Raw genomic sequence first — 19,403 nt, forward strand, 5'->3', positions numbered from 1 at the left:
CCGCGGCCATCAGCCGGGCCGTTTCGGCGCCGATGCCACCGGTGGAGCCGGTGATGAGGGCGACCTTGTCGGAGAGTTCCATGCTGGGTCCTTCCAGGAATCCGGCCGCACAGGGCGACTGGAGTGGGTTAGGTGACCCAGAATGGTTCGATAAAAATGGGTTGTCCAATCCAGAATCTGTTAGCGTTGCGCGCATGAGTACCCAGGCGCGGCAGCCCGCCGAGAAGAAGTTGACCCGCAAGGGGCAGGAGACCCGGCGCCGGATCGTGGCCGCCGCCGCGCAGCTCATGTACGAGCGGGGCGTGACCGAGGCGACGCTGGAGGATGTGCGGGCGGCCGCCGGGGTGAGCGGCTCGCAGATCTACCACTACTTCGCCGACAAGCAGGAACTGCTGCTGGCCGTGATCGAGTTCCAGACCGAGGCGGTGCTGGACATGCAGAAACCGCTCTTCGCCGGGCTCGACACCATGGAGGGCCTACGGCAGTGGCGCGACGCGCTGGTGGAGTACCAGCTCCGGCTGCAGTGCCGCGGCGGCTGCCCGATCGGCTCGCTGGGCAGCGAGGTGGCCGAGACCAACCCCGAGGCGCGGCTCGCCGCGGCCAGCGGCTTCCTGCGCTGGGAGTCGGCGATCCGTGGCGGTCTCCAGAGGATGTACGACCGCGGTGAACTCGACGCCGACCCCGACGACCTCGCTCTCGCGACGCTGGCCGCGCTGCAGGGCGGCCTTCTGCTCACTCAACTCCAGCGCCAGGTCAGGCCCTTGGAGGTAGCGCTGGACTCGATGCTGGACCACATCGAAGCCCACACGAGGCAAGCGTGACGGGTCACCGTCCCGGTCCCTGAATCACCCCGGTGAGAGCGCACGTCGACACGGAGGACCTCCGTATCGGATCAGTCGTCTCAGCGGTCGACGAGCCCGCGAAGGAGCACCCGGCCCGTCTCCCAATCACCCACTCCGCTGCGGGAATTGATGTGGCCGTGGCTTTCGACGAGTTGCCGCTGCGCCTGCCACCCTCGCGCGAAGGACGCGGACGTCGTCGGGTCGCAGTAGGGGTCGTCGTCGCTGGCCACCACCAGGCTCGGGCACGGCAGTGGGCGAGCGGAAAGGCCCACGAAGGTCGATGCGGCCTCACGTGGGAACGCCGTTCCCCGGGGATCGGGCGGGGCGACCAGGAACGCGGCCACCGTGTCGGGTCGCGCCTGCTCCAGCCAGTGCGCAGCCGCCCAGCAGCCCAGGCTGTGCGCCACCAGGACCACCCGCCGGTCGCGCCGGGAAGCGATCTCGTGGGCAGCCTGGATCGCGGCAACCCAGTCCGGCAGGTCCGGTTCGCTCCACGAGGCCGGCGCGATCCGGGCCGCCGCGGGACCCCATCGCTTCTCCCACAAGCTCTGCCAGTGCTTCTCTTCCGAACCGTCGATCCCGGGGATGATGACGTACGCGACCATCGGCTACCTCTTTTCCAGTCGTGGCCTCCGCACATCGCGGGGACACCCGGAGGGGATTCTCGATGGACCAGCGGCAACGATCGAGCTCGGCAAGTGATCTCAAGGAAAGTGGCGGTGACAACGATGGAATCACTCGACGAGATCGACCGTGCCATCCTGGAACTGCTCCAGACCGACGGCCGGCTCACCGGAGCCGAGGTCGGACGGCGAGTCGGGCTGTCCCAACCGGCAGCCGGCGCCCGCATCCAACGCCTGGAGAAGAACGGGATCATCACCGGCTACCGCGCCGTCGTCGCCCCGGCCGCGGTCGGACTGAACATCCACGCCGTCGTCCGGCTGCGCACCACCCACGCGCAGCTGTCCCAAGCACTCACCCTTGCCGCCCGGACGCCCGAGGTCGTCTCGACCCTCCGCGTGACCGGCGAGGACTGCCTGCTGTTCGACGTGCAGTGTTCCCACGCCGAACGCCTTGAACAGGTCGTGGACTCCCTCGCCCGGTACGGGCCGGTCACCACCTCGCTCGTCCTGCGCAGCTACCCACCGAAGTCGTTGCCTACGGCACCGTCAACAACGCCCTGACTCGCAGCACTTGGCCCGCGCTCCCCTCACCCGAAGACCCTCCGCTTGATTTCCTGACGGTAGTTCTCAAGCGTCCTGTCGAGGTGCACGGCGGTGGCCTGCGCCGCGGCTTCCGGCCGGCCGTCGCGTACGGCTTCGTAGATGGCGGCGTGCTCCTCGACGGCGGCCTCGGACTGAGCACTGAGCGTGTCGTGGATACCGAGGGCACTGGACTGCCTCTGCAGCCGGCGTGCGTCGCGCACGGCGTCGACCAGGAAGCTGTTGTGCGAGGCCGCCGCGATCGCGGCATGGAAGTCGTCGTCGGCCTGGTTGAACACCTCGACCTGCCCGTGGACGAAACCGTGACGGCACGTCTCCACGGCCACTTCCATCGCCCGGAGTTCGGCAGGGGTCGCACTTGTCGCCGCGATGCCGGCGGCGGCCATCTCCTGGATCCTGCGGAACTGGAACAGCATGAAGATGTGATCCAGGTCGGTGGGTCGGAAGAACCCGCCCCAGCGGCTGGCACTGAGCATGCCTTCGTCGTCCGAGACGAAGAGACCACGGCCCTTGTGCGCCCGGATCCGCCCGAGCGCGGAAAGGATCTTGACGGCCTCGCGCACCACCGCCCTGCTGGTGCCCAGCCGTCCGGCCAGATCGTTCTCCGTAGGCAGCCGGTCGCCGGGCACCAGGCCCGACTCGGCGATGAACTCCAGGATCCGCTCCGCGACGAGCTCATAGCCCGGACGGTAGTCGCGCCCCGTGTCCGCCCCTGCACCCAAAGCCGTCACCCCTGTCACTGGTCTCACGGAGCGAGCCCGTCCCTTCGTGGTCACTCTACTGAACACCTCACTCGATGAAATGAATCGTACTTATCTTGCAGAGACCACGGCAACCATGCGATGCCCAGTGACGCAAAATTCCCCATATACAGGACTAGTTTCGACATAGCGACGGACAGTGTGGCCAGAGAATCCAATTTTGTGTCTGCACATCTCCTTGACCGGAGCTCGTATAAGGCGCCTAATTTCTGGGCGACGACCCGCCAGCCACGTAATGGAGACACTCATGACCGCGATGAAGCAGTCCGTTGTCCGAAGCAGAGCGCTGGCCAAACGGCGATCGGTTCTCCTCGCGGGGTGCGTGGCCTGCGTGGTCGCGACCGCCACGGCCTGCGGTGGCGGTACCACGGGTACGAGCAGCAAGGACGGCTTCAACCAGGTGGCGCAGAAGAAGGGCGCGCTGACCGTGTGGGTGGACTCGACCCGGCTGGCCGCCGCGAAGCTCTACCAGAAGCTCCACCCGGACGTGAAGCTCGACATCGTCACCTACGACGGCGACGCCAACGGATCGAACTACCTCCAGACGAAGGTCCAGCTCTTCAACCGCACCGGCAAGGGCTGGCCGGACGTCGTCTTCAGCTCGCAGAACAACGAGGTGACCTGGGCGGTCGACGCCAACTTCGCGGCCCCCTTGAACAAGGGGCTCGTCCCGGCGCAGACCCTCGGGAAGTTCGCCAAGGGCGCCAACGACGTCTGCACGGTGGGCGGCACGGTCTACTGCCTGCGCAACGACCTCTCTCAGGCGGTGCTCTGGTACAACGCGCCGCTGATGAAGCAGTTCGGCTACACGGTTCCGACGACCTGGGAGGAGTACCAGCAGCTAGGCGAGAAGGTGGCCGCCGAGCACCCCGGGTACCTGGTGGGCGACGCCGGCGACTCCTTCACCCCGGAGATCTACCTGTGGGCCGGCAAGTGCGGTGCCAACCACATCACCGGCGCCAAAGCCGTCTCCGTGAACACCACCAGCGCCGCGTGCACGAAGATGGCCGAGCTCATGGACGTACTGATCAAGAAGAAGTCCATGTCCATCAGCGGGGTCTTCAGCACCGACTTCGGCAAGAACAAGGCCGACAAGGTGCTGATGATGCCCGGCCCCTCCTGGTACGGCGGCGCGCTGTTCCAAGGCACCTTCAAGACGCCGGCCAAGCAGATCGCGGCGGCGCCCATACCCCAGTGGAGCGGCGAGACCTCACCGTCGACCGGCAACGTGGGCGGCGGAACCTGGCTGCTGTCCCAGCACTCCGAACACATCAAGGCGGCCACCGACTTCATCACCTGGGTCACGACGGACGACGCCTACCAGGGCAAGGTCGCGCCCGGCTTCCCCGCCTACGCCCCGGCGGCGGAGACCTGGTTGAAGCAGCAGAGCGCCTCCGGCTACTTCGCGGGGGACATCCAGGTACTGAAGGACGCCTCCACCCAGGTCTGGCCGGGCTGGGGCTCGGGCCAGTTCAGCCAGGAGGCGATCTGGGCCGCGACGGTCAAGCCCGGTCTGACGCAGGGCAAGAGCATCGTCTCGCTGCTGCCCGCCTGGCAGGACTCCATCGTCAAGTACGCCCAGTCCGACGGATACAAGGTCTCCAAGTGACCGCGACCCACTCCCCCGTCGGCCCTGTCCGTCGGCGTCCCCAGGGCGCCCGGCGGCAGGGGCGGGCGGGCGCCGCGTTCGTCGCCGCCTACCTCGTGCTGCTGATCGCGTTCGGTGTCGTCCCGACCGCCTACGCCGTCTACTTCGCCTTCAGCAACGCCCAGGGCGCGTTCACCGGCTTCGACAACTTCGTCACCACGATGCGTGACTTCCGGTTCGTGCCGGCCCTCGGGCACGTCGGGCTCTACCTCCTGTTCTGGCTCGTCTCGCTCGTGGTGATCGTGGTCGGCCTCGCGTTGCTGCTGCACCGGCTCGCCTCCGGCGGCGCCGGAAAGGCCCTGAGGTTCCTCTTCTACATTCCCGGTGCCCTGGCGGGCGCCGCGAGCGTGCTGGTCTGGCTGTTCATGCTCGACCCCACGGTGAGCCCCGTCAGTTCCCTCCTGGGCGCCCTCGGATACGACACGTTCGGCGAAGTCATCGCCCCTGGCCACCTGCCCCTGCTGTTCACGATCATCGCGTTCTGGACCGGCGCGGGCGGCTGGATCGTCGTCATCTACGGAGCGCTCAACAACATCCCCAAGGACGTGATGGAGGCCGCCCGCATCGACGGGGCGGGAGCCTGGCAGACCGCCTGGCGGGTGCAGATCCCCATGCTGCGCAAATGGATCGTCTACATGGTGATCCTCGCCTTCGCCGGCGGCGCCCAGCTCTTCGTCGAGCCCCAACTGCTGTCCCTGGCAAGCGTGGGAGTGGCGGGGCGCGACTACTCGCTCAACCAGCTGTCGTACGACTTCGCCTTCCAGATGAACAACATCAACGGCGCCGCGGCCGCCTCCGTCGAGCTCCTGATCGTGAGTCTGTCGGCCGCCGCCCTCTTCGTCGCACGGTCGGGATTCTTCGATGCCGAGTGAAACCCCCACGCACCCCGGTGTGCGTCCACGTCCCGGAGAAGTCGGCGCGAGCGCGAGCCCCACGCCACGCAGGACTGCCCGTACCCGCCGCCCTCCCGCCCGGCGCTACGCGTCCCGGGCGCTGGTGGCCGCCGTACTGGCCGCGTTCACAGTGTTCTTCGTACTCCCCGTGCTCTGGCTCGTCCTGGCCGCCACGAAGACGGACCACCAACTCGTGCACGGCAACCCGCTCTCCTTCGGCTCCTGGCACGCGCTCAAGGCCAACTGGCAGGCGCTGACCGCCTTCCAGGACAACGCGATCCTGCTCTGGCTGCGCAACTCGGCGATCTACGCGGGCATTTCCCTGGTCATCACGCTGTGCGTGGCCGTGCCCGCCGGTTACGCGCTGGCGATGACGGAGTTCCGCGGCCGGCGCGCTCTGCTCGTCGCCACGCTGATCGTGATGCTGATGCCGAACGCGACGCTGGTGGTGCCCCTGTTCCTTGAGCTCAACGCCGTGCATCTCATCGGGACGATGTGGTCGATCATCCTGCCGTACTCGTTCTATCCGTTCGGGGTGTATCTGACGTACATCTACTTCACCACCGCGGTGCCCCGGGATCTGCTGGCGGCCGCCCGCATCGACGGATGCGGCGAGTTCGGGGTCTTCCGGCACATCGCCCTTCCCCTCGCCTCGCCCGTCGTCGCGCTCGTCGGCTTCTTCAGCTTCGTGGCCAACTGGACCAACTACTTCCTGCCCTACGTGATGCTGCCCGAGAGCGACCAGATGCCGGTGCAGGTGGGTGTCGGCACCCTGCTCAGCAGCGTGCCCTCCTTCAACCCGACGGTCGGATCCCTCGCCGTCGAGCGGCCCCAACTCGCCCTGGCCACCTTGGTCGCGATCACTCCGGTCCTGGTCGTCTTCCTCTTCTCGCAGCGCTTCCTGGTCACCGGAATGCTCGCCGGCGCCACCAAGGAATGACGCCACGGACCGTCGTCCGGGCAGCCTCCGCGCGCTTCCACCGCCTTCTTCTCCCGAACGGAGACGTTCCCATGCCCTTCAGTCCTGCCGATCGCTCTGCCGGCGAGGACACCGCCTCCTCCGACGGCACGGTGTCCTCCGCCGGAGTACGAGCCAGCGTGCCCTTGCTCGAACCTCCCGGCTGGGCGCCGGCACAGCGCGCGCTGTTCGACCTGCTCGACCACGCCTGGCGCCGTTTCGAGCGCGAGTTCACCGGCCCGGACGGGCGCCTGAACTACAACGGACAGCTCTCCACCCGTGACGGCGTCGACGACTTCTACGAGGCGTTCTTCAACTGGCCCCAGCTGTATCTGCTCGGCGGCGCGGACGACCTGCTGCCCGCCTCCGAGAAGCACTGGGAGGGCGTCACCCGGCAGCTGACCGAACTGGGCATGCTCCAGGACGAGTTCGAGCGCGGCTACGACTGGTTCCACCAGGGCGAGAGTCTGCTGCTGCTGTACTTCCTGTGCATGGCGGCCCCCGAGCGCTGGTCGCAACGCGCCCTGCGGTTCGCCGAGTTGTACGTCGATCCGGCGAAGGGAAACTACGACCCCGAGCACCGCATCATCACGCGCCCGCACAACGGCAGCGACCCCGGCCGGCGCGGTCTGTCCGAGACCGACTCCTACCCCTGGCTCCCCAAGGAAGCCGAGCTGTACGGCTTTCCGCTCGACTGGATCCGGCCGGCCGACGCCCCCGAACCCCCGCTGTCCGCGGACCCACGTCTCGGCAGCCAGATGCGCGACCGCATGGGCAGCGGCGACACCGCGGTCAACCTCGCCGCGGCAGGGCTGGTCCTCAACGCCTGGATCCTGTCCGGCGAAGAGCGCTACCGCGACTGGATCGTCGAGTACGTCGGCGCATGGCGTGAGCGCGCGAAGGCCAACGGCGGCCTGATACCCGACAACGTCGGCCCGGACGGCACGGTCGGCGGCCTTCTCGAAGGCCGTTGGTACGGCGGGCACTACGGCTGGTCCTGGCCGCACGGCTGGCACAGCGTCGGCCACGCGGCATGCGTGGCGGCCCTCGCGGCCGCGACGGTCACCGGCGACGACGACTACCTCTCCATGGTCACGACCAGCCTCGACACCCTCATCGGTCACGGCAAGACGATGGCCTTCACCGAAGCCGATTCCAGCCTCCCCGCCAAATGGATCGCCCAACTCGGTCCGGACATCCACACGCCCACCCTGCACATCCCCTTCCGCCACAACGACTCCGGATGGTTCGACCACAACCCCGTCACCCCCGCCGTGCCGGTGGCCCTGTGGCATCACACGGCCGCTCCGGCCGACCGGGCCCGGCTGGAGGGACTGCGCGATGCCGCCGGACTCGACTGGCGTGACGTGCGGGCCTTCCGCGCCAAGGAGGAGTCGGGCCACGAAGAGGCGTGGTTCGCCTTCCTCGCCGGCGACGATCCCGGCTACCCGGAACGCATCCTCGCCGCGGCCCAGGCGCAGATCCGCCACCGCCTCGCCCGCATGGACCGCTACCGCGATCTGGACGTGGCCGAGGAGGACATCCACGTGTGGCAGCAGTCGAACCCGGTGGTCACCGAGGCGCTCGTACAGCTGACATGGGGCGGTCCCCAGGTCCTCTACAACGGTGGTCTGCAGCAGGCGCGGGTGCGCTATTACGACGGCGAGGCGCGCCGCGCGGGACTGCCGCCCGAGGTGGCGGCCCTGGTGACCTCGATCGACCCCGAGGCCACCGCCGTCGAGCTGGTCAACCTCTCCGCCGACCATGTTCGGACAGTCGTCGTCCAAGCCGGTGCCTTCGCCGAACACACCATCACCTCGGTGCGCTACACGACATGCGAGGACGACTCGTGGGTCGGTGACATGTACGACTACGGCCACGGAGAGCCGGCCGTCACCGAGGCGGAAACGCCCGTCGGCAGCTCCCTGCTGACCGTCGTCCTGCCCGCCTCCACACGCATACGGCTCACCCTCCGGCTGAGCCTGCGGACGCGGACACCCAGCTACCGCACGCCGTTCTCCCCGGATGCGCCGGCGGACTCCGGCTCCGGGCTCACCGACGGGGAGGCCGGAGAGTGAAACGGATCGCCCAGACGATCAGGCTCCGACCGGAACGGCGCGAGGAGTACCTCGCCCTGCACGCCGCTGTCTGGCCCGACGTCGAAGCCGCGCTGCACCGCGCCCACGTGCGCAACTACAGCATCTTCCGCCACCACGACGTGCTCTTCGCCTACTTCGAGTACGACGGCGAGGACTTCGAGGCCGACATGGCGGCGATCGCGGCCGACCCGGTGTCCCAGCGGTGGTGGCAGCTCACCGATCCGTGCCAGGAACCGTGGCCCGACCGAGGCACCGGGGGCCAGTGGACGGACCTCACCGAGATCTGGCATCTCGGCGACCCGGGCGCGAACAGCCCCTCCTAGAACGCGGGCGGCGTCCGGGGCTTCCGGCGGCGCGCCGCGCAACGAGGTAAGGAGATCAACAGTATGAGACCCGCACGGCTCATCGTGGGACTGTTGCAGACGCTGCTGGTGGCGACAGCCGTCGTCCTGCCCGCACAGGCGGCGCACGCGGCGGACACCAGCTTCTACGTGGACCCCGCCAACGGCAGTGACAGCAACTCGGGAACCAGCACATCGGCGGCCTTCAAGACGATCGCCAAGGCACGCGACGCGGTCCGTACGGTGAACTCGGCCATGTCCGGGGACATCGTCGTGAATCTGCGCGGGGGCACGTACTCCCTCACCAGCCCGGTCGACTTCACCACCGCCGACTCGGGAACCAACGGCCACAACGTCATCTACAAGGCGTACGGCTCGGAGACCCCGGTCGTCTCCAGCGCCCAGTCCATCACCGGCTGGACATCGGCCGGCAACGGCCAGTACAAGGCATCGGTCGGCGACCTCGACTTCCGGCAGCTGTACGTCAACGGCGTACGGGCCACGCGCGCCCGCTACCCGGACGTCGGCTCCAACTTCCAGCTGCAGGGCAGCGACAAGACGGCCCAGGTACTGAAGGTCCTCAGCTCCCAGATGGCGAACTGGGACCACTTCAGCCGCGTAGAGATGGTGCTGCAACTGCAGTGGGCCGAGAACTACCTGCGGCTGAAGTCGTACACCACGAGCGGCGGCCAGGCGAACGTCTCGATCCAGGACCACGAGGCGGGCATCCTCTTCCAGCGGCCGTATCCGCTGCTGTCCAACGGCTCTCCCCTGCACTTCGAGAACGCCCACGAGTTCCTCACCGAGCCCGGCGAGTTCTACCTCGACAAGGACGCGCAGACGCTCTACTACCTCCCCCGGGCGGGCGAGACCATGACGTCGGCCACCGTGCAGGTCCCGACCTTGGAGACGCTCTTCGGCATCAAGGGAGACAGTCTCGACTCCCCTGTCCACAACCTGCAGTTCTCGGGCATCACCTTCACCCAGACCAACTGGACCGAGGCCAGTGACAACGGCCTGCTCAACGGTCAGGGCGGCAACTACAACATCTCCGCCGACCCCAGCAACAAGCAGTACGTCGACCGCCCGCCGGCCGGTGTGTACGCCGCGAACGCCGACAACCTGTCCTTCACCGGCAACACCTTCACGAAGATGGGCTCGACTGCCCTGGATCTGCACCACGGCGTCCACAACTCCGCGGTCACCGGGAACGTCGTCCAGGACATCGCGGGCAACGGGATCACGGTGGGCAAGTTCTCGGATCCCGACGTCGAGTACCACACCGTGTACAACCCGCCCGCCTCACCCGCGGGTGAGGACGCCCGGGAGGTCGTCAGCGGTGTCGCCGTCACCAACAACCTGATCAACCGCACCGGTCAGGACTATCTCGGCACCGCGGGCATCAACGCGGGCTTCGTGCACGGCACCACCATCGACCACAACGACATCTCCGACTCCCCCTGGGCCGGGATCTCCCTGGGCTGGGGCTGGCAGTCGGCTGCCAACGCGGAGGGCGACAACTCCGTCAGCTACAACCGCATCGGCAACGTCGTGAACCAACTGTGCGACACGGCGGGCATCTACCACCTCTCCAACGACCCCGGAACGGTGATCGACAACAACTACATCCACGACGTGGTCCGCACGCCCACCGCGTGTTCCTCGGGCGCGGGCGGCATCTACCTCGACGAGGGCTCCAACAACATGACCGTGGCGAACAACGTCCTGTCGCACACTGACAACTTCGTCATCCAGAACGTCAACGGCTCCAACGTCACCCTCTCCAACAACACGACCACGGGCACGGCCGTGATGCAGGCCTCGGGTCTTCAGTCGGCCTATCAAGGACTGCCGGCGAGGATCAATCTCGCCTACGGCAGGACAGCCACCGCGTCCTCCGTCTACAGCTCCAACTGGGCACCGGCCAAAGCCAATGACAACGACCTGACGACCGGTTGGTCCCCCACCGGAAGCGACACCTCGGCCTGGTGGCAGGTGGACCTCGGCAGCGCGTACACACTCGGTCAGTTCTCGTTCACCACCCGCCAGGACATCGACCAGCCCGAGACCCGGAGCAACTTCGAGATACGCGGCTCCAACGACCCCACGTTCGCCGACTACACGGTGCTGGGACGGCAGGACGCCACGGTCCTCCCGTACAGCGCGACACTGACGGCCAAGATCGACGCACGCCAGAAGTTCCGCTACGTGCGCGTCGCCAAGACCGACGGCAGCTACTTCTACATCGACGACTTCAGCGTGCAGCAGGCCGGCGGCGCGCTGGAGAATCCGCCCGCCGCGCCGTCCTTCAACGCGTCGACGTACTACACGATCAAGAACGTCAACAGTGGCCTGCTCGCCGACGTCAACCAAGGATCGACCGCCGACAACGCCAGCGTCATCCAGTGGCAGAGCAACTCGGGCACCAACCAGCAGTGGAACATCGTGCGGGTCAGCGGCAACCTCTACAAGATCGTCAACCGGAACAGCGGCAAGGCCCTCGGCATCGCCAACGCCTCTCACGCCAAGGGTGCGGCGCTGGTCCAGATGACCTACAGCGGTGGCAACAACCAGCTCTGGTACTTCCAGCCGACCAGCAGCGGATACGTCATCCGCAACTTCGAGAGCCGACAGGCCCTGGAGGTGCCGGGCGACTCGACCACCGGAGGCACCGCGCTCGGCCAGTGGACACCGCTGAACCAGACCAACCAGCTCTGGACCATTCAGTGACGCCCGTCGCGTGACAACGCCCGGACCGCTGCGATCGGCATGCATCAGCCGCCGATCGCAGCGGTTTTCCGATCAACTCCCGCTTCCAGTAGGTCGGCTCGTCAAAGGGCGAGGATCTGCCACTGTTCCTGGGAGGCTCGGTCGTAGGTCCACTGATCGACGTTGGCCCCGTCCTCAGTGGATCCGCCGTCCACATTGAGCGAGAGTCCGCTCAAGCGGTTGGTCAGGTAGTAGTAGCCGTCGCCGGTGGGAGTCACGGCCCAGTGCTGCTGCGGCACACTGTCGTCCGACCAGATGCCCACGTTGCCGCCGTCGGCGCGGGAGAGGCCGGCAACTTCCAGCAGCTTCCCGCTGTTGACGTTTCTGATCTTGTAGTAGCCGTCGCCGGTGGAGGTGAAGGTCCACTTCTGTGCCGTGTTGTTCAGCCAGGGCCACTGCTGGACGTTGCTGCCGTTCGCGGTGCCGAAGTTGTAGACGTCGGCCACCTGGCCGCTCTTGCGGTTCACCAGACGGTAGACCGTCGAGTCGCCGGGCAGGACCCGCGACTGCAGAACGGGCTTGGCGGTCCTGCCGCCGATTCTGATCCCGCCGACGTTGGCGTATCCGCCGGTGCCGGCGTCGGCCTGGATACGGACATACCCCACGAGCCTGGCCGGCCACTCCGCCACCTTGGTGGCGTGGTCGCCGGTCCACGTACCGGTCGCGACCTGGGTGAACGTGACGCCGTCGGTACTGGTGTGGACGGTATAGGAAGTGATGTCTCCGTCCGTGGTGCCGGTGCGGCTCCACTGCTTGGGCAGGTACTCCAGCGTCGAGACGTCGCTCCACACTCCGCCCAGGTCGATGGTGATCGCCTGCGGGAGCGACAGGCTCCAGGTCGACCAGCAGGTCTCGAAACCCTTGTCGCTCAGCCCGTCGATCGCGTTCATCGGCCCTTCGCCGGTGTGGAAGCCGGTCGCGTACGCGCTGACCGGGGTCACCGGGTGCTCCGCGCGCGGCAGTTGCGTCGGAAGCGCCGGCCGTGAGGTGTCGGGGCTCCAGGCCGCTCCGACCTCGGAGAGCCGGGTCACGATGTTCGTGTCCAGGACACCGGCGCGGCTGGGCGGGCAGTTGAGGATGAACGAGGTGTACTTGGGTTCCAGATCGGCCAGATGGGACAGGATCGACGCCTTGCTCAACGGGTCGGTGGTCGGCGTGGAGGGATGCCAGAACCATCCGTTGCTGATGGTCTGCCCCTGCAGGGACGCGTAGGTGTTACCGGCCGGGGAGGTGATGCCCAGCGGCTCCTCGAAGTAGATCGCGTCCCCGAGGAAGGGCACCGACAGCCCACCGTGGTCGATCATGACGATGTCCGGCTGGAGGGACTTCACGTGCTCCCGGACGCGCTGGTACGAGACGGCCGCCTGGCCCATCTGCCACGCGTAGCCGTCGGTGACGAACATGTCGATGGCGCCGTAGCCGGTGAGCAGCTCGGTGATCTGGTTCAGGATGTACGTCAGATCGCCGGGCTGTATCACCTGGTCCGCGGCCACGCCGTGACGGGTGTCGTAGGCCTGGACGGTGTAACTGCGGTCCCAGATCGAGAAGTACAGGCCCACCTTCAGGCCTTTGGCCCGGAACGCCGTGACGTACTGGGCGACGATGTCGTGCGGGTAGGAGCTGTTCGCGACGTTGTAGTCGTTGTACGCGGTCGGCCACAGGCAGAACCCGTCGTGGTGCTTGGTCGTCAGCACCCCGTAGCTCATCCCGGCCGCGTCGGCCGCCGTCGCCCACTGCTCACAGTCCACCGCCGCGGGGGCGAACAGCATCGGGTTCTGGTTCGGAGCGGCCCACTCCTCGTCGGTGAACGTACCCATGTTGAAGTGGTTGAACATACCGAACCGCATGTTCGCCAGGTTGCTCAGATTGGTCTGCGGGCCGGCCGCCGCTGCCTCGGTCACAAGGCTGGATAAGGCCGGCAGCACAGGCAGCGCGGTCGCCGCCGCGGCACCTGCGGCGCCCAACAGCGTTCGCCGGGACAGTCCTCCAGAAGACATGATCACACTCCCACTTCCATGTGGCGGGACGAGACCGTGCGCACCGGGGCAGAGTGCGCAGGGAAAACCCAAGGGCTGAACGGGTGTTGAGGCGCCGCACTCACGAGTCCCAGGCGCCAGGTGTTACGCATGAAGTTCGAGCATGCGACCCACCGGTGTCAACGGCTTTGCAGGGATGAAAACCCTTCCATGCAAGGGCGTTTTAGTCCTTCTGACCAGGTACGACAGCTTTCATCCCACGCCAGACATTCCATGTCTACAGGGTGCCGCCGGTCCCATCGGAGCCACGAACTCCTGCACTTCTCATCCGTGGGACGGGCCCATCTCGGCGCGGACATCGTTGTGTTGGCTCTCTGGCCGCCGGCGCTGTCGCCATTCCGCCCAAACCCGTGCCTATCGTCAACGTCATTACCTGCATGCGGAATCGGGAGCAGATCACTCGGAACAAGGAAGTCCGCCTCAGTGCCCATCGGTGGCATTCTGGGCCGGTCCGCGCCTCCAAGGGCGGGCCGGAGCGGACGTACGCGTTGAGGCCGTCGAGGCAAGGAGATCCATTTGTCCCTGACGGACAGAGCCATCGAGCAGATCCGGGAGCTCATCCGGACGGGAGCGCTGCCTCCCGGGTCGAGACTGCCACCGGAACCGGATCTGGCAGCTCAGCTGGGCCTGTCCCGCAACCTGGCCCGCGAGGCGGTCAAGGCCCTGGCGGTGGCGAGGGTCCTGGAGGTGCGACGCGGCGACGGCACCTACGTCACCAGTCTTCAGCCCAGTGTCCTGCTCGAGGGCCTCGGCGGCGCGGTGGAACTGCTCCAGGGCGACTCGGGTGCACTGCTGGATCTGATGGAGGTGCGACGGTTGCTCGAGCCCGCTGCCACCACGCTGGCCGCCACTCGCATGTCGGACACAGCCCTGGCCGAGGTGAAGCAGCACCTGGACGCGATGCGAGAGGCACATGAGGACGTCGAGTTGCTGAACGTCCATGACGCGGCTTTCCACCGCGCTGTCGTCTCGGCGACCGCGAACGAAACGCTCCTGACCATCCTGGACGGGATCTCGGGCCGTACTCTGCGCGCCCGCGTCTGGCGCGGACTTGTCGACTCCCAGGCCGCGGGACGGACCTTGGCCGAGCACGAAGCCATCTACGAAGCACTGGCCATGGGCGACGCCTCTCTCAGTCAGGCGGCCGCGCTCATGCACATCAACAGCACGGAGCGGTGGCTGCGAGAACACCTGGAGTTCGCGAACCCGAGCACACGGAACACGCCGAAGCTCCGTGAGACGCCGTGAACGCAGCGGTCAGCTCCGGAACAGGCCTACAGGGGCGCGACGCGGACCGTCGGACGCTCCCGATCACATCGACAATTCCCGGCGCGGGCGACCCCATGACCGGCCATCCGGCTGCTCGTATGGCGATTCGCCCCTACCGGCGACGCCAGGGCAGCGCCTCCTCGTCGTCCTGAGCGGCGTCCACGTGTTGCAGTGCGGCGTTGATCGCCTCGCCGATCTCCGCGAACTGGCGGACCTGATCCGGCGTCAACGCGTCGAAGATCGCACGTCGTACGGCCTCGACGTGGCCGGGGGCCACCCGTTCCAACAGCTGGCGCCCTCCCTCGGTGAGCACGGCGAGTTGGTTGCGCCGGTTCGCGGGGTCGTCGCGGCGGTCCACGTAGCCGGCCTGCTGAAGGCGGGTCACCGCGTGAGTGAGCCGGCTGCGGGTGATCCTCAGTCGCTCGGCCAGCTCCGACATGGTCAGAGCCTGGTCCGGGAGCGAGGAGAGGTGGGCGAGCAGGGTGTAGTCGGCGTGCGTCAGCCCCGCGTCGCGCCGCAGCTGGCGGTTCAGGTGGTCGGACAGGTGAGTGGAGAACTCGACGTAGGCGAGCCAGGCTCGCCGCTCCTCGGCATCCAGCCAGCGTGGCGTAGTGGGCATGGTCACATCCTATCGATCCTTGTTTGAATCTTCAAACCAATCGACGTAGCGTGCTGCACATCGCAACGTTTGAAACATCAAACGATTGCCTGCACAGGAAAGGCAGCACAACGCCATGCAGCACAGGAACAAGCTGATCGGCGCGGCCATCGCCACCGCCCTGGCCCTCACCGCAGTCACCACGACCGCCATGGCCGACACGGCCACGCACCGACCCACCACCGCGAGCGAGCAGGACCAGCTCCAGGCGCTCCACCAGGCGGCCAAGGCCGAGGGCGGCAAGGTCACCGTCTACATGGGCGGCGACGCCCCCGGCCAGTGGGACGGCCTGGCCGCCGCGTTCCACCAGCAGTTCCCGGACATGAAGCTGCACCTGGTCACCGACCTGAGCAAATACCACGACGCCCGCATCGACAACCAGCTCGCCACCGGCCACCTCGTCGCCGACGCCGCGATCCTCCAGACCACCCAGGACTTCGACCGCTGGAAGAAGCAGGGCGACCTGCTCAAGTACAAGCCCGTCGGCTGGGACAAGGTCTTCCCCAACGCCAAGGACAGGGACGGCTACTACACCGGCGTCTTCTACGGCGCCTTCTCCTACCTCGTCAACACCAAGCAACTCCCCACGAGGGCAAGCGACTTCAAGGCCACGGACCTGCTGAAGCCCGCCTTCAAGAACAAGCTGATCCTGACCTACCCCAACGACGACGACGCCGTGCTCTTCGGCTACAAGCAGATCGTCGACACGTACGGCTGGAACTACCTGGCCCAACTGGTCAGGCAGAACCCCAAATTGATCCGTGGCGTCCCGGGATCGGCCGCCGGAGTGGCGAGCGGCGACTACCTCGCCTCCGTCGCAGTCGGCGGTGACACCCGCCCCAACGGCACCCAGGTCTTCTCGAACTCCGAGCGCTTCAACTCCTGGGCCCAGCGCGGCGCCGTCTTCAAGAACGCACCCCACAAGGCCGGCGCCAAGCTCTTCCTCAGCTGGCTCGACTCCCAGACCGTACAGAAGAACGCCATCGCCACCTGGACCTGGTCCGTCCGCAAGGACGTCGCCCCGCCGGCCGGTCTCAAGTCCCTGGCCTCGTACAAGAACACCGACCCCGACGCCTTCGCGAAGTTCATGTCGAACCGCGGCGCCGTCGAGCGCTTCCGCTCCCAGGTCGAGCTCTACTTCGGCCAGGTCAAGGGCGCCGACCCCGGCGACCCCGACGGAACTCTCGGCCGTACGCCCGGAGCGTTCTGACCCCTGCTCAGACCGGACCCGGAGCGGTTCCACCACGGGAACGAGGGTGGGACCGCTCTGCGGCATGCCCTCGTGACACCCGGAGTGTGCGGGCAGCTCATCCATGGTGTGGATGGGCGGGATAGCGGATTCGGATCGCGGAGAGGATGGCGACCGGGGGTCCGACGACCCATAGTCGTCCCTACCCGCACGCCGCTGTCCGGACCAGTCGCCGGTGTGCGGCCGTCCCCCGGCATGCCGTGCGCCGTCGGCGCCCGTGTCAGGCATGCCCGCTCCCGTACACCGTCCCTGGAGTCGCCATGCCCGGTTCCGTTCCGTCGCCGTCTCCCACCGCGGTCGGCGATGCCCCTCCGTCCTCCGTCCCCGTCTCGGGCCCGGCTCATCTGCTGCGTGTGACCCTGCTGATGGCGGGCAGCTGCCTGCCGATCCTGGGGGCGGTGCTCATCGCCCCGGTGCTGCCGAAGATGCAGGACCACTTCGCGTCCGTACCGGGAGCCAAGGCGTTGGTGCCGCTCGCGCTGACCGTTCCGGCGCTGGCACTGGCCCTGTTGGCCCCGTTCGCCGGCGTGATCGTGGACCGGCTCGGCCGCAAGCGGCTGTTGATCGTGGCGACCCTGCTGTACGCCGTGTTCGGCACCGCGCCGCTCTGGCTGGACTCGCTGGGGGCGATCATCGCCAGTCGCGCCCTCGTCGGTGTCACCGAGGCCGCGATCATGACGTGCTGCACGACACTGATCGGCGACTACTACTCGGGCCACCGGCGGGTGAAGTACCTCGCCCTGCAGACCATGTGCGCCTCCGCGTCGGCCACCGTCTTCTTCGTGCTGGGCGGCGCCGCCGGGTCGGCGGGCTGGCGGGTGCCCTTCTGGGTCTACGCCGTGAGCCTGGCGCTCGCCCCGCTGATGGCCACCGTCCTGACCAACCCGGCGCCCCGCACGGCCACCGAGGACACCTCCACCCCAGTCACAGACCAACGCGCCTTTCCCTGGAGGCAGTTGGCGGGCATCTGCGCCCTCACCTTCTTCGGGGCGATGGTCTTCTACACCGTCCCGGTCGAGATGTCGTACCTGCTCGACGACCTGGGAGTGGAGAACTCCGGCGTGATCGGCCTGGCCACCGCGCTCGCGAGTGCCGCCACCGTGGGCGGTGCGGTCACCTTCGCCCGTCTCAAGCGCTCTCCCGACCCGATGCTGCCCGCCGTTCTCGCGGTCTGCGCGGCCGGCTTCGGGGTGATGTTCCTGGCGGGTAGCGCCCCGCTGCTGGTGGTCGGGGCCGTCGTCAACTGCGTCGGCACCGGCATGCTGTTGCCCGCCCTCCTCACCAGTGCCATGTCCCGGCTGGCGTTCGAGGACCGGGGCCGCGGTACGGGACTGTGGCTGGCGGCCTTCTTCGGCGGCGAGTTCGTCTGCCCGCTCGTGCTGCTCGCCGGGGAGTCGGCGGTCGGCAGCCTCGCAGGCGCGGTTGGTGTGCTGGGGCTGGTCGCCGCCCTCGTCGCGGCAGGGTTGTGGGCGTCCCGGCGCCGGTCGGCAGCGGTCGATCGCCGCCCCCTGCCGGAGCAACTGGCCTGACCTATTCAGAGAGGGCAGAGCAACCACCTCAGGGGCGCGGGGAACTGCGCGACCAGCCACGAGCAGGCCGCAGCCGCGTCCCCAACGGGTTGCGAATCGGCGGGTGCGGTTACCGCTCCATGAGCGTCGCCCCCACCTCCTCGGCCTTCCGGCGGAGCCAGATGTGCGCGGCGTCCTGGGTGTGCACCGGGTGCCACCACATCGCCTCCTGCACCGGTACCGCCTCGAACGGGCAGGGCAGAACCCGTACCGCGGCCGCGCGTACCGCCCGGCGCGCCAGGCGCTCCTGGATCATCGCGACGCGACTCGTGCCCTCGACCATGTGGGGCAGCAACTGGAAGGTCTGCACCGAGACCTCCACCCGGGGGCTGATGCCGATCATGCTGAGCTGGCGGGCGGCGGGGGCGTCGTAGGGGCGCTGGTAGACGGCCCAGGGCAGGCGGGCGAGCTGGTCGAGGGTGAGTTCGTCGCCGACATCGGGGTGGTCGTCGGCGACCATGCACAGCCACCGGTCCTGGTGGAGGTCGACGGCGGGGAAGCCGTCGATGATGCCGTGCGGCAGCAGCAGACCGTCGACGGTGCTGAGCATGGTGGCGGTGTTCTCCACCGCTGCCGGCGTCGAGTGCTGGAACGCGAGCCGGATGCCGGGCGCTTCCCGGTGCAGGGCGCGGGCGAGCGCTGAGCCGAACACAGCGGCACCGTAGTCGGAGGCGAGCAGGGTGAACTCCCGGCTCTCGGCGGTCGGATCGAAGTCGGCCTGGCTGGCGAAGACCCGTTCCAGCAGGTCGCAGGCGGTGGCGCTGCGATCCCGCAGGGCCACTCCGAGCGGAGTCAGTTCGTAGGCGTTGCCGGTGCGGGCGAGGAGTTCGTCGTCGAAGTGGCGGCGCAGCCGGGACAGCGCGGCGCTCATCGCGGGCTGGCTGAGCCCGACGCGCTCGCCGGCCCGGGTGACGTTGCGCTCCTCCAGCAGCGCGCGCAGCGCGAGGACCAGGTTGAGGTCGAGTCGGGACAGGTTCACCAGGCACCACCAATGCGAGACCTATTCGAGCAGAAACCATCCACGCCATGGATTAGGCACATCCACAGGATCTATTTCCGTGATTGGTCGATCGAGGCCACAGTAGACCG

Annotated in this window: 16 protein-coding genes; 11 read left to right on the forward strand and 5 right to left on the reverse strand. The window is 67.7% G+C overall.

What is annotated here, in order from left to right; translation table 11 throughout:
• Positions 1–194 precede the first annotated feature (194 nt).
• A complete protein-coding gene (locus SSP08S_RS52270; RefSeq protein WP_019075630.1) occupies positions 195–821 on the forward strand; it encodes a TetR/AcrR family transcriptional regulator in 627 nt (208 codons plus the stop codon).
• Positions 822–901: 80 nt separating this feature from the next.
• Here SSP08S_RS52270 and SSP08S_RS52275 read toward each other — a convergent pair whose 3' ends face one another.
• Entirely contained in the window at positions 902–1,447 is a 546-nt protein-coding gene (locus tag SSP08S_RS52275) for an RBBP9/YdeN family alpha/beta hydrolase (protein WP_019075631.1), read from the reverse strand.
• A gap of 123 nt (positions 1,448–1,570) precedes the next feature.
• Here SSP08S_RS52275 and SSP08S_RS52280 point away from each other — a divergent pair, with 123 nt between their 5' ends.
• Positions 1,571–2,026, forward strand: a complete 456-nt coding sequence (locus SSP08S_RS52280) for an Lrp/AsnC family transcriptional regulator (RefSeq protein WP_019075632.1) — start codon at positions 1,571–1,573, stop codon at positions 2,024–2,026.
• 26 nt (positions 2,027–2,052) lie between these two features.
• Here the strand turns inward: SSP08S_RS52280 and SSP08S_RS52285 are convergent, their stop codons facing one another.
• Positions 2,053–2,787 (reverse strand): FadR/GntR family transcriptional regulator, encoded by a 735-nt coding sequence (locus SSP08S_RS52285; protein WP_019075633.1) that lies wholly within the window; start codon positions 2,785–2,787, stop codon positions 2,053–2,055.
• Between the two features lie 286 nt (positions 2,788–3,073).
• Here SSP08S_RS52285 and SSP08S_RS52290 point away from each other — a divergent pair, with 286 nt between their 5' ends.
• From SSP08S_RS52290 to SSP08S_RS52315, 6 genes are all read left to right on the forward strand, one after another.
• Positions 3,074–4,435 (forward strand): ABC transporter substrate-binding protein, encoded by a 1,362-nt coding sequence (locus SSP08S_RS52290; protein WP_019075634.1) that lies wholly within the window; start codon positions 3,074–3,076, stop codon positions 4,433–4,435.
• Positions 4,432–5,346: a carbohydrate ABC transporter permease gene (locus tag SSP08S_RS52295; RefSeq protein WP_019075635.1), complete on the forward strand. Its 915-nt coding sequence runs from the start codon at positions 4,432–4,434 to the stop codon at positions 5,344–5,346. Before SSP08S_RS52290 ends, SSP08S_RS52295 begins: the two co-directional genes overlap by 4 nt.
• A gap of 124 nt (positions 5,347–5,470) precedes the next feature.
• Positions 5,471–6,307 (forward strand): carbohydrate ABC transporter permease, encoded by an 837-nt coding sequence (locus tag SSP08S_RS52300; RefSeq protein WP_019075636.1) that lies wholly within the window; start codon positions 5,471–5,473, stop codon positions 6,305–6,307.
• Between the two features lie 71 nt (positions 6,308–6,378).
• Entirely contained in the window at positions 6,379–8,403 is a 2,025-nt protein-coding gene (locus SSP08S_RS52305) for a DUF8034 domain-containing protein (protein WP_019075637.1), read from the forward strand.
• Positions 8,400–8,747, forward strand: a complete 348-nt coding sequence (locus tag SSP08S_RS52310; protein ID WP_019075638.1) for an L-rhamnose mutarotase — start codon at positions 8,400–8,402, stop codon at positions 8,745–8,747. Before SSP08S_RS52305 ends, SSP08S_RS52310 begins: the two co-directional genes overlap by 4 nt.
• 63 nt (positions 8,748–8,810) lie before the next feature.
• Positions 8,811–11,495, forward strand: a complete 2,685-nt coding sequence (locus SSP08S_RS52315; protein ID WP_019075639.1) for an RICIN domain-containing protein — start codon at positions 8,811–8,813, stop codon at positions 11,493–11,495.
• Between the two features lie 101 nt (positions 11,496–11,596).
• Here SSP08S_RS52315 and SSP08S_RS52320 read toward each other — a convergent pair whose 3' ends face one another.
• Complete coding sequence (locus SSP08S_RS52320; protein ID WP_078532892.1) at positions 11,597–13,531, reverse strand: alpha-L-fucosidase; 1,935 nt, start codon at positions 13,529–13,531, stop codon at positions 11,597–11,599.
• A 555-nt stretch (positions 13,532–14,086) separates the two neighbouring features.
• On the opposite strand from SSP08S_RS52320, the gene SSP08S_RS52325 reads away from it, so the two are divergent.
• Positions 14,087–14,818 (forward strand): FadR/GntR family transcriptional regulator, encoded by a 732-nt coding sequence (locus SSP08S_RS52325; protein WP_019075641.1) that lies wholly within the window; start codon positions 14,087–14,089, stop codon positions 14,816–14,818.
• 133 nt (positions 14,819–14,951) lie between these two features.
• Here the strand turns inward: SSP08S_RS52325 and SSP08S_RS52330 are convergent, their stop codons facing one another.
• On the reverse strand, positions 14,952–15,458 hold the full coding sequence (locus tag SSP08S_RS52330; protein ID WP_026179573.1) for a MarR family winged helix-turn-helix transcriptional regulator: 507 nt from the start codon (positions 15,456–15,458) through the stop codon (positions 14,952–14,954).
• Between the two features lie 115 nt (positions 15,459–15,573).
• Here SSP08S_RS52330 and SSP08S_RS52335 point away from each other — a divergent pair, with 115 nt between their 5' ends.
• Positions 15,574–16,707 carry an ABC transporter substrate-binding protein gene (locus SSP08S_RS52335; RefSeq protein ID WP_019075643.1) on the forward strand — a complete coding sequence of 378 codons (1,134 nt, stop codon included), beginning with the start codon at positions 15,574–15,576 and terminating at the stop codon, positions 16,705–16,707.
• Positions 16,708–17,006: 299 nt separating this feature from the next.
• Complete coding sequence (locus SSP08S_RS52340) at positions 17,007–18,275, forward strand: MFS transporter (RefSeq protein ID WP_019075644.1); 1,269 nt, start codon at positions 17,007–17,009, stop codon at positions 18,273–18,275.
• A 109-nt stretch (positions 18,276–18,384) separates the two neighbouring features.
• Here SSP08S_RS52340 and SSP08S_RS52345 read toward each other — a convergent pair whose 3' ends face one another.
• Entirely contained in the window at positions 18,385–19,293 is a 909-nt protein-coding gene (locus SSP08S_RS52345; protein ID WP_019075645.1) for a LysR family transcriptional regulator, read from the reverse strand.
• Positions 19,294–19,403: the final 110 nt, after the last annotated feature.

The sequence above is a fragment of the Streptomyces hokutonensis genome, from assembly GCF_000376565.1.
Lineage (GTDB): Bacteria > Actinomycetota > Actinomycetes > Streptomycetales > Streptomycetaceae > Streptomyces > Streptomyces hokutonensis.

Excerpts from the sequence above, each read along its gene's own strand:
- SSP08S_RS52270 (WP_019075630.1), top strand. The coding sequence starts at position 195 with ATGAGTACCCAGGCGCGGCAGCCCGCCGAGAAGAAGTTGACCCGCAAG.
- SSP08S_RS52275 (WP_019075631.1), bottom strand. The coding sequence starts at position 1,447 with ATGGTCGCGTACGTCATCATCCCCGGGATCGACGGTTCGGAAGAGAAG.
- SSP08S_RS52280 (WP_019075632.1), top strand. The coding sequence starts at position 1,571 with ATGGAATCACTCGACGAGATCGACCGTGCCATCCTGGAACTGCTCCAG.
- SSP08S_RS52290 (WP_019075634.1), top strand. The coding sequence starts at position 3,074 with ATGACCGCGATGAAGCAGTCCGTTGTCCGAAGCAGAGCGCTGGCCAAA.
- SSP08S_RS52305 (WP_019075637.1), top strand. The coding sequence starts at position 6,379 with ATGCCCTTCAGTCCTGCCGATCGCTCTGCCGGCGAGGACACCGCCTCC.
- SSP08S_RS52315 (WP_019075639.1), top strand. The coding sequence starts at position 8,811 with ATGAGACCCGCACGGCTCATCGTGGGACTGTTGCAGACGCTGCTGGTG.
- SSP08S_RS52320 (WP_078532892.1), bottom strand. The coding sequence starts at position 13,531 with ATGTCTTCTGGAGGACTGTCCCGGCGAACGCTGTTGGGCGCCGCAGGT.
- SSP08S_RS52330 (WP_026179573.1), bottom strand. The coding sequence starts at position 15,458 with ATGCCCACTACGCCACGCTGGCTGGATGCCGAGGAGCGGCGAGCCTGG.
- SSP08S_RS52335 (WP_019075643.1), top strand. The coding sequence starts at position 15,574 with ATGCAGCACAGGAACAAGCTGATCGGCGCGGCCATCGCCACCGCCCTG.
- SSP08S_RS52340 (WP_019075644.1), top strand. The coding sequence starts at position 17,007 with ATGCCCGGTTCCGTTCCGTCGCCGTCTCCCACCGCGGTCGGCGATGCC.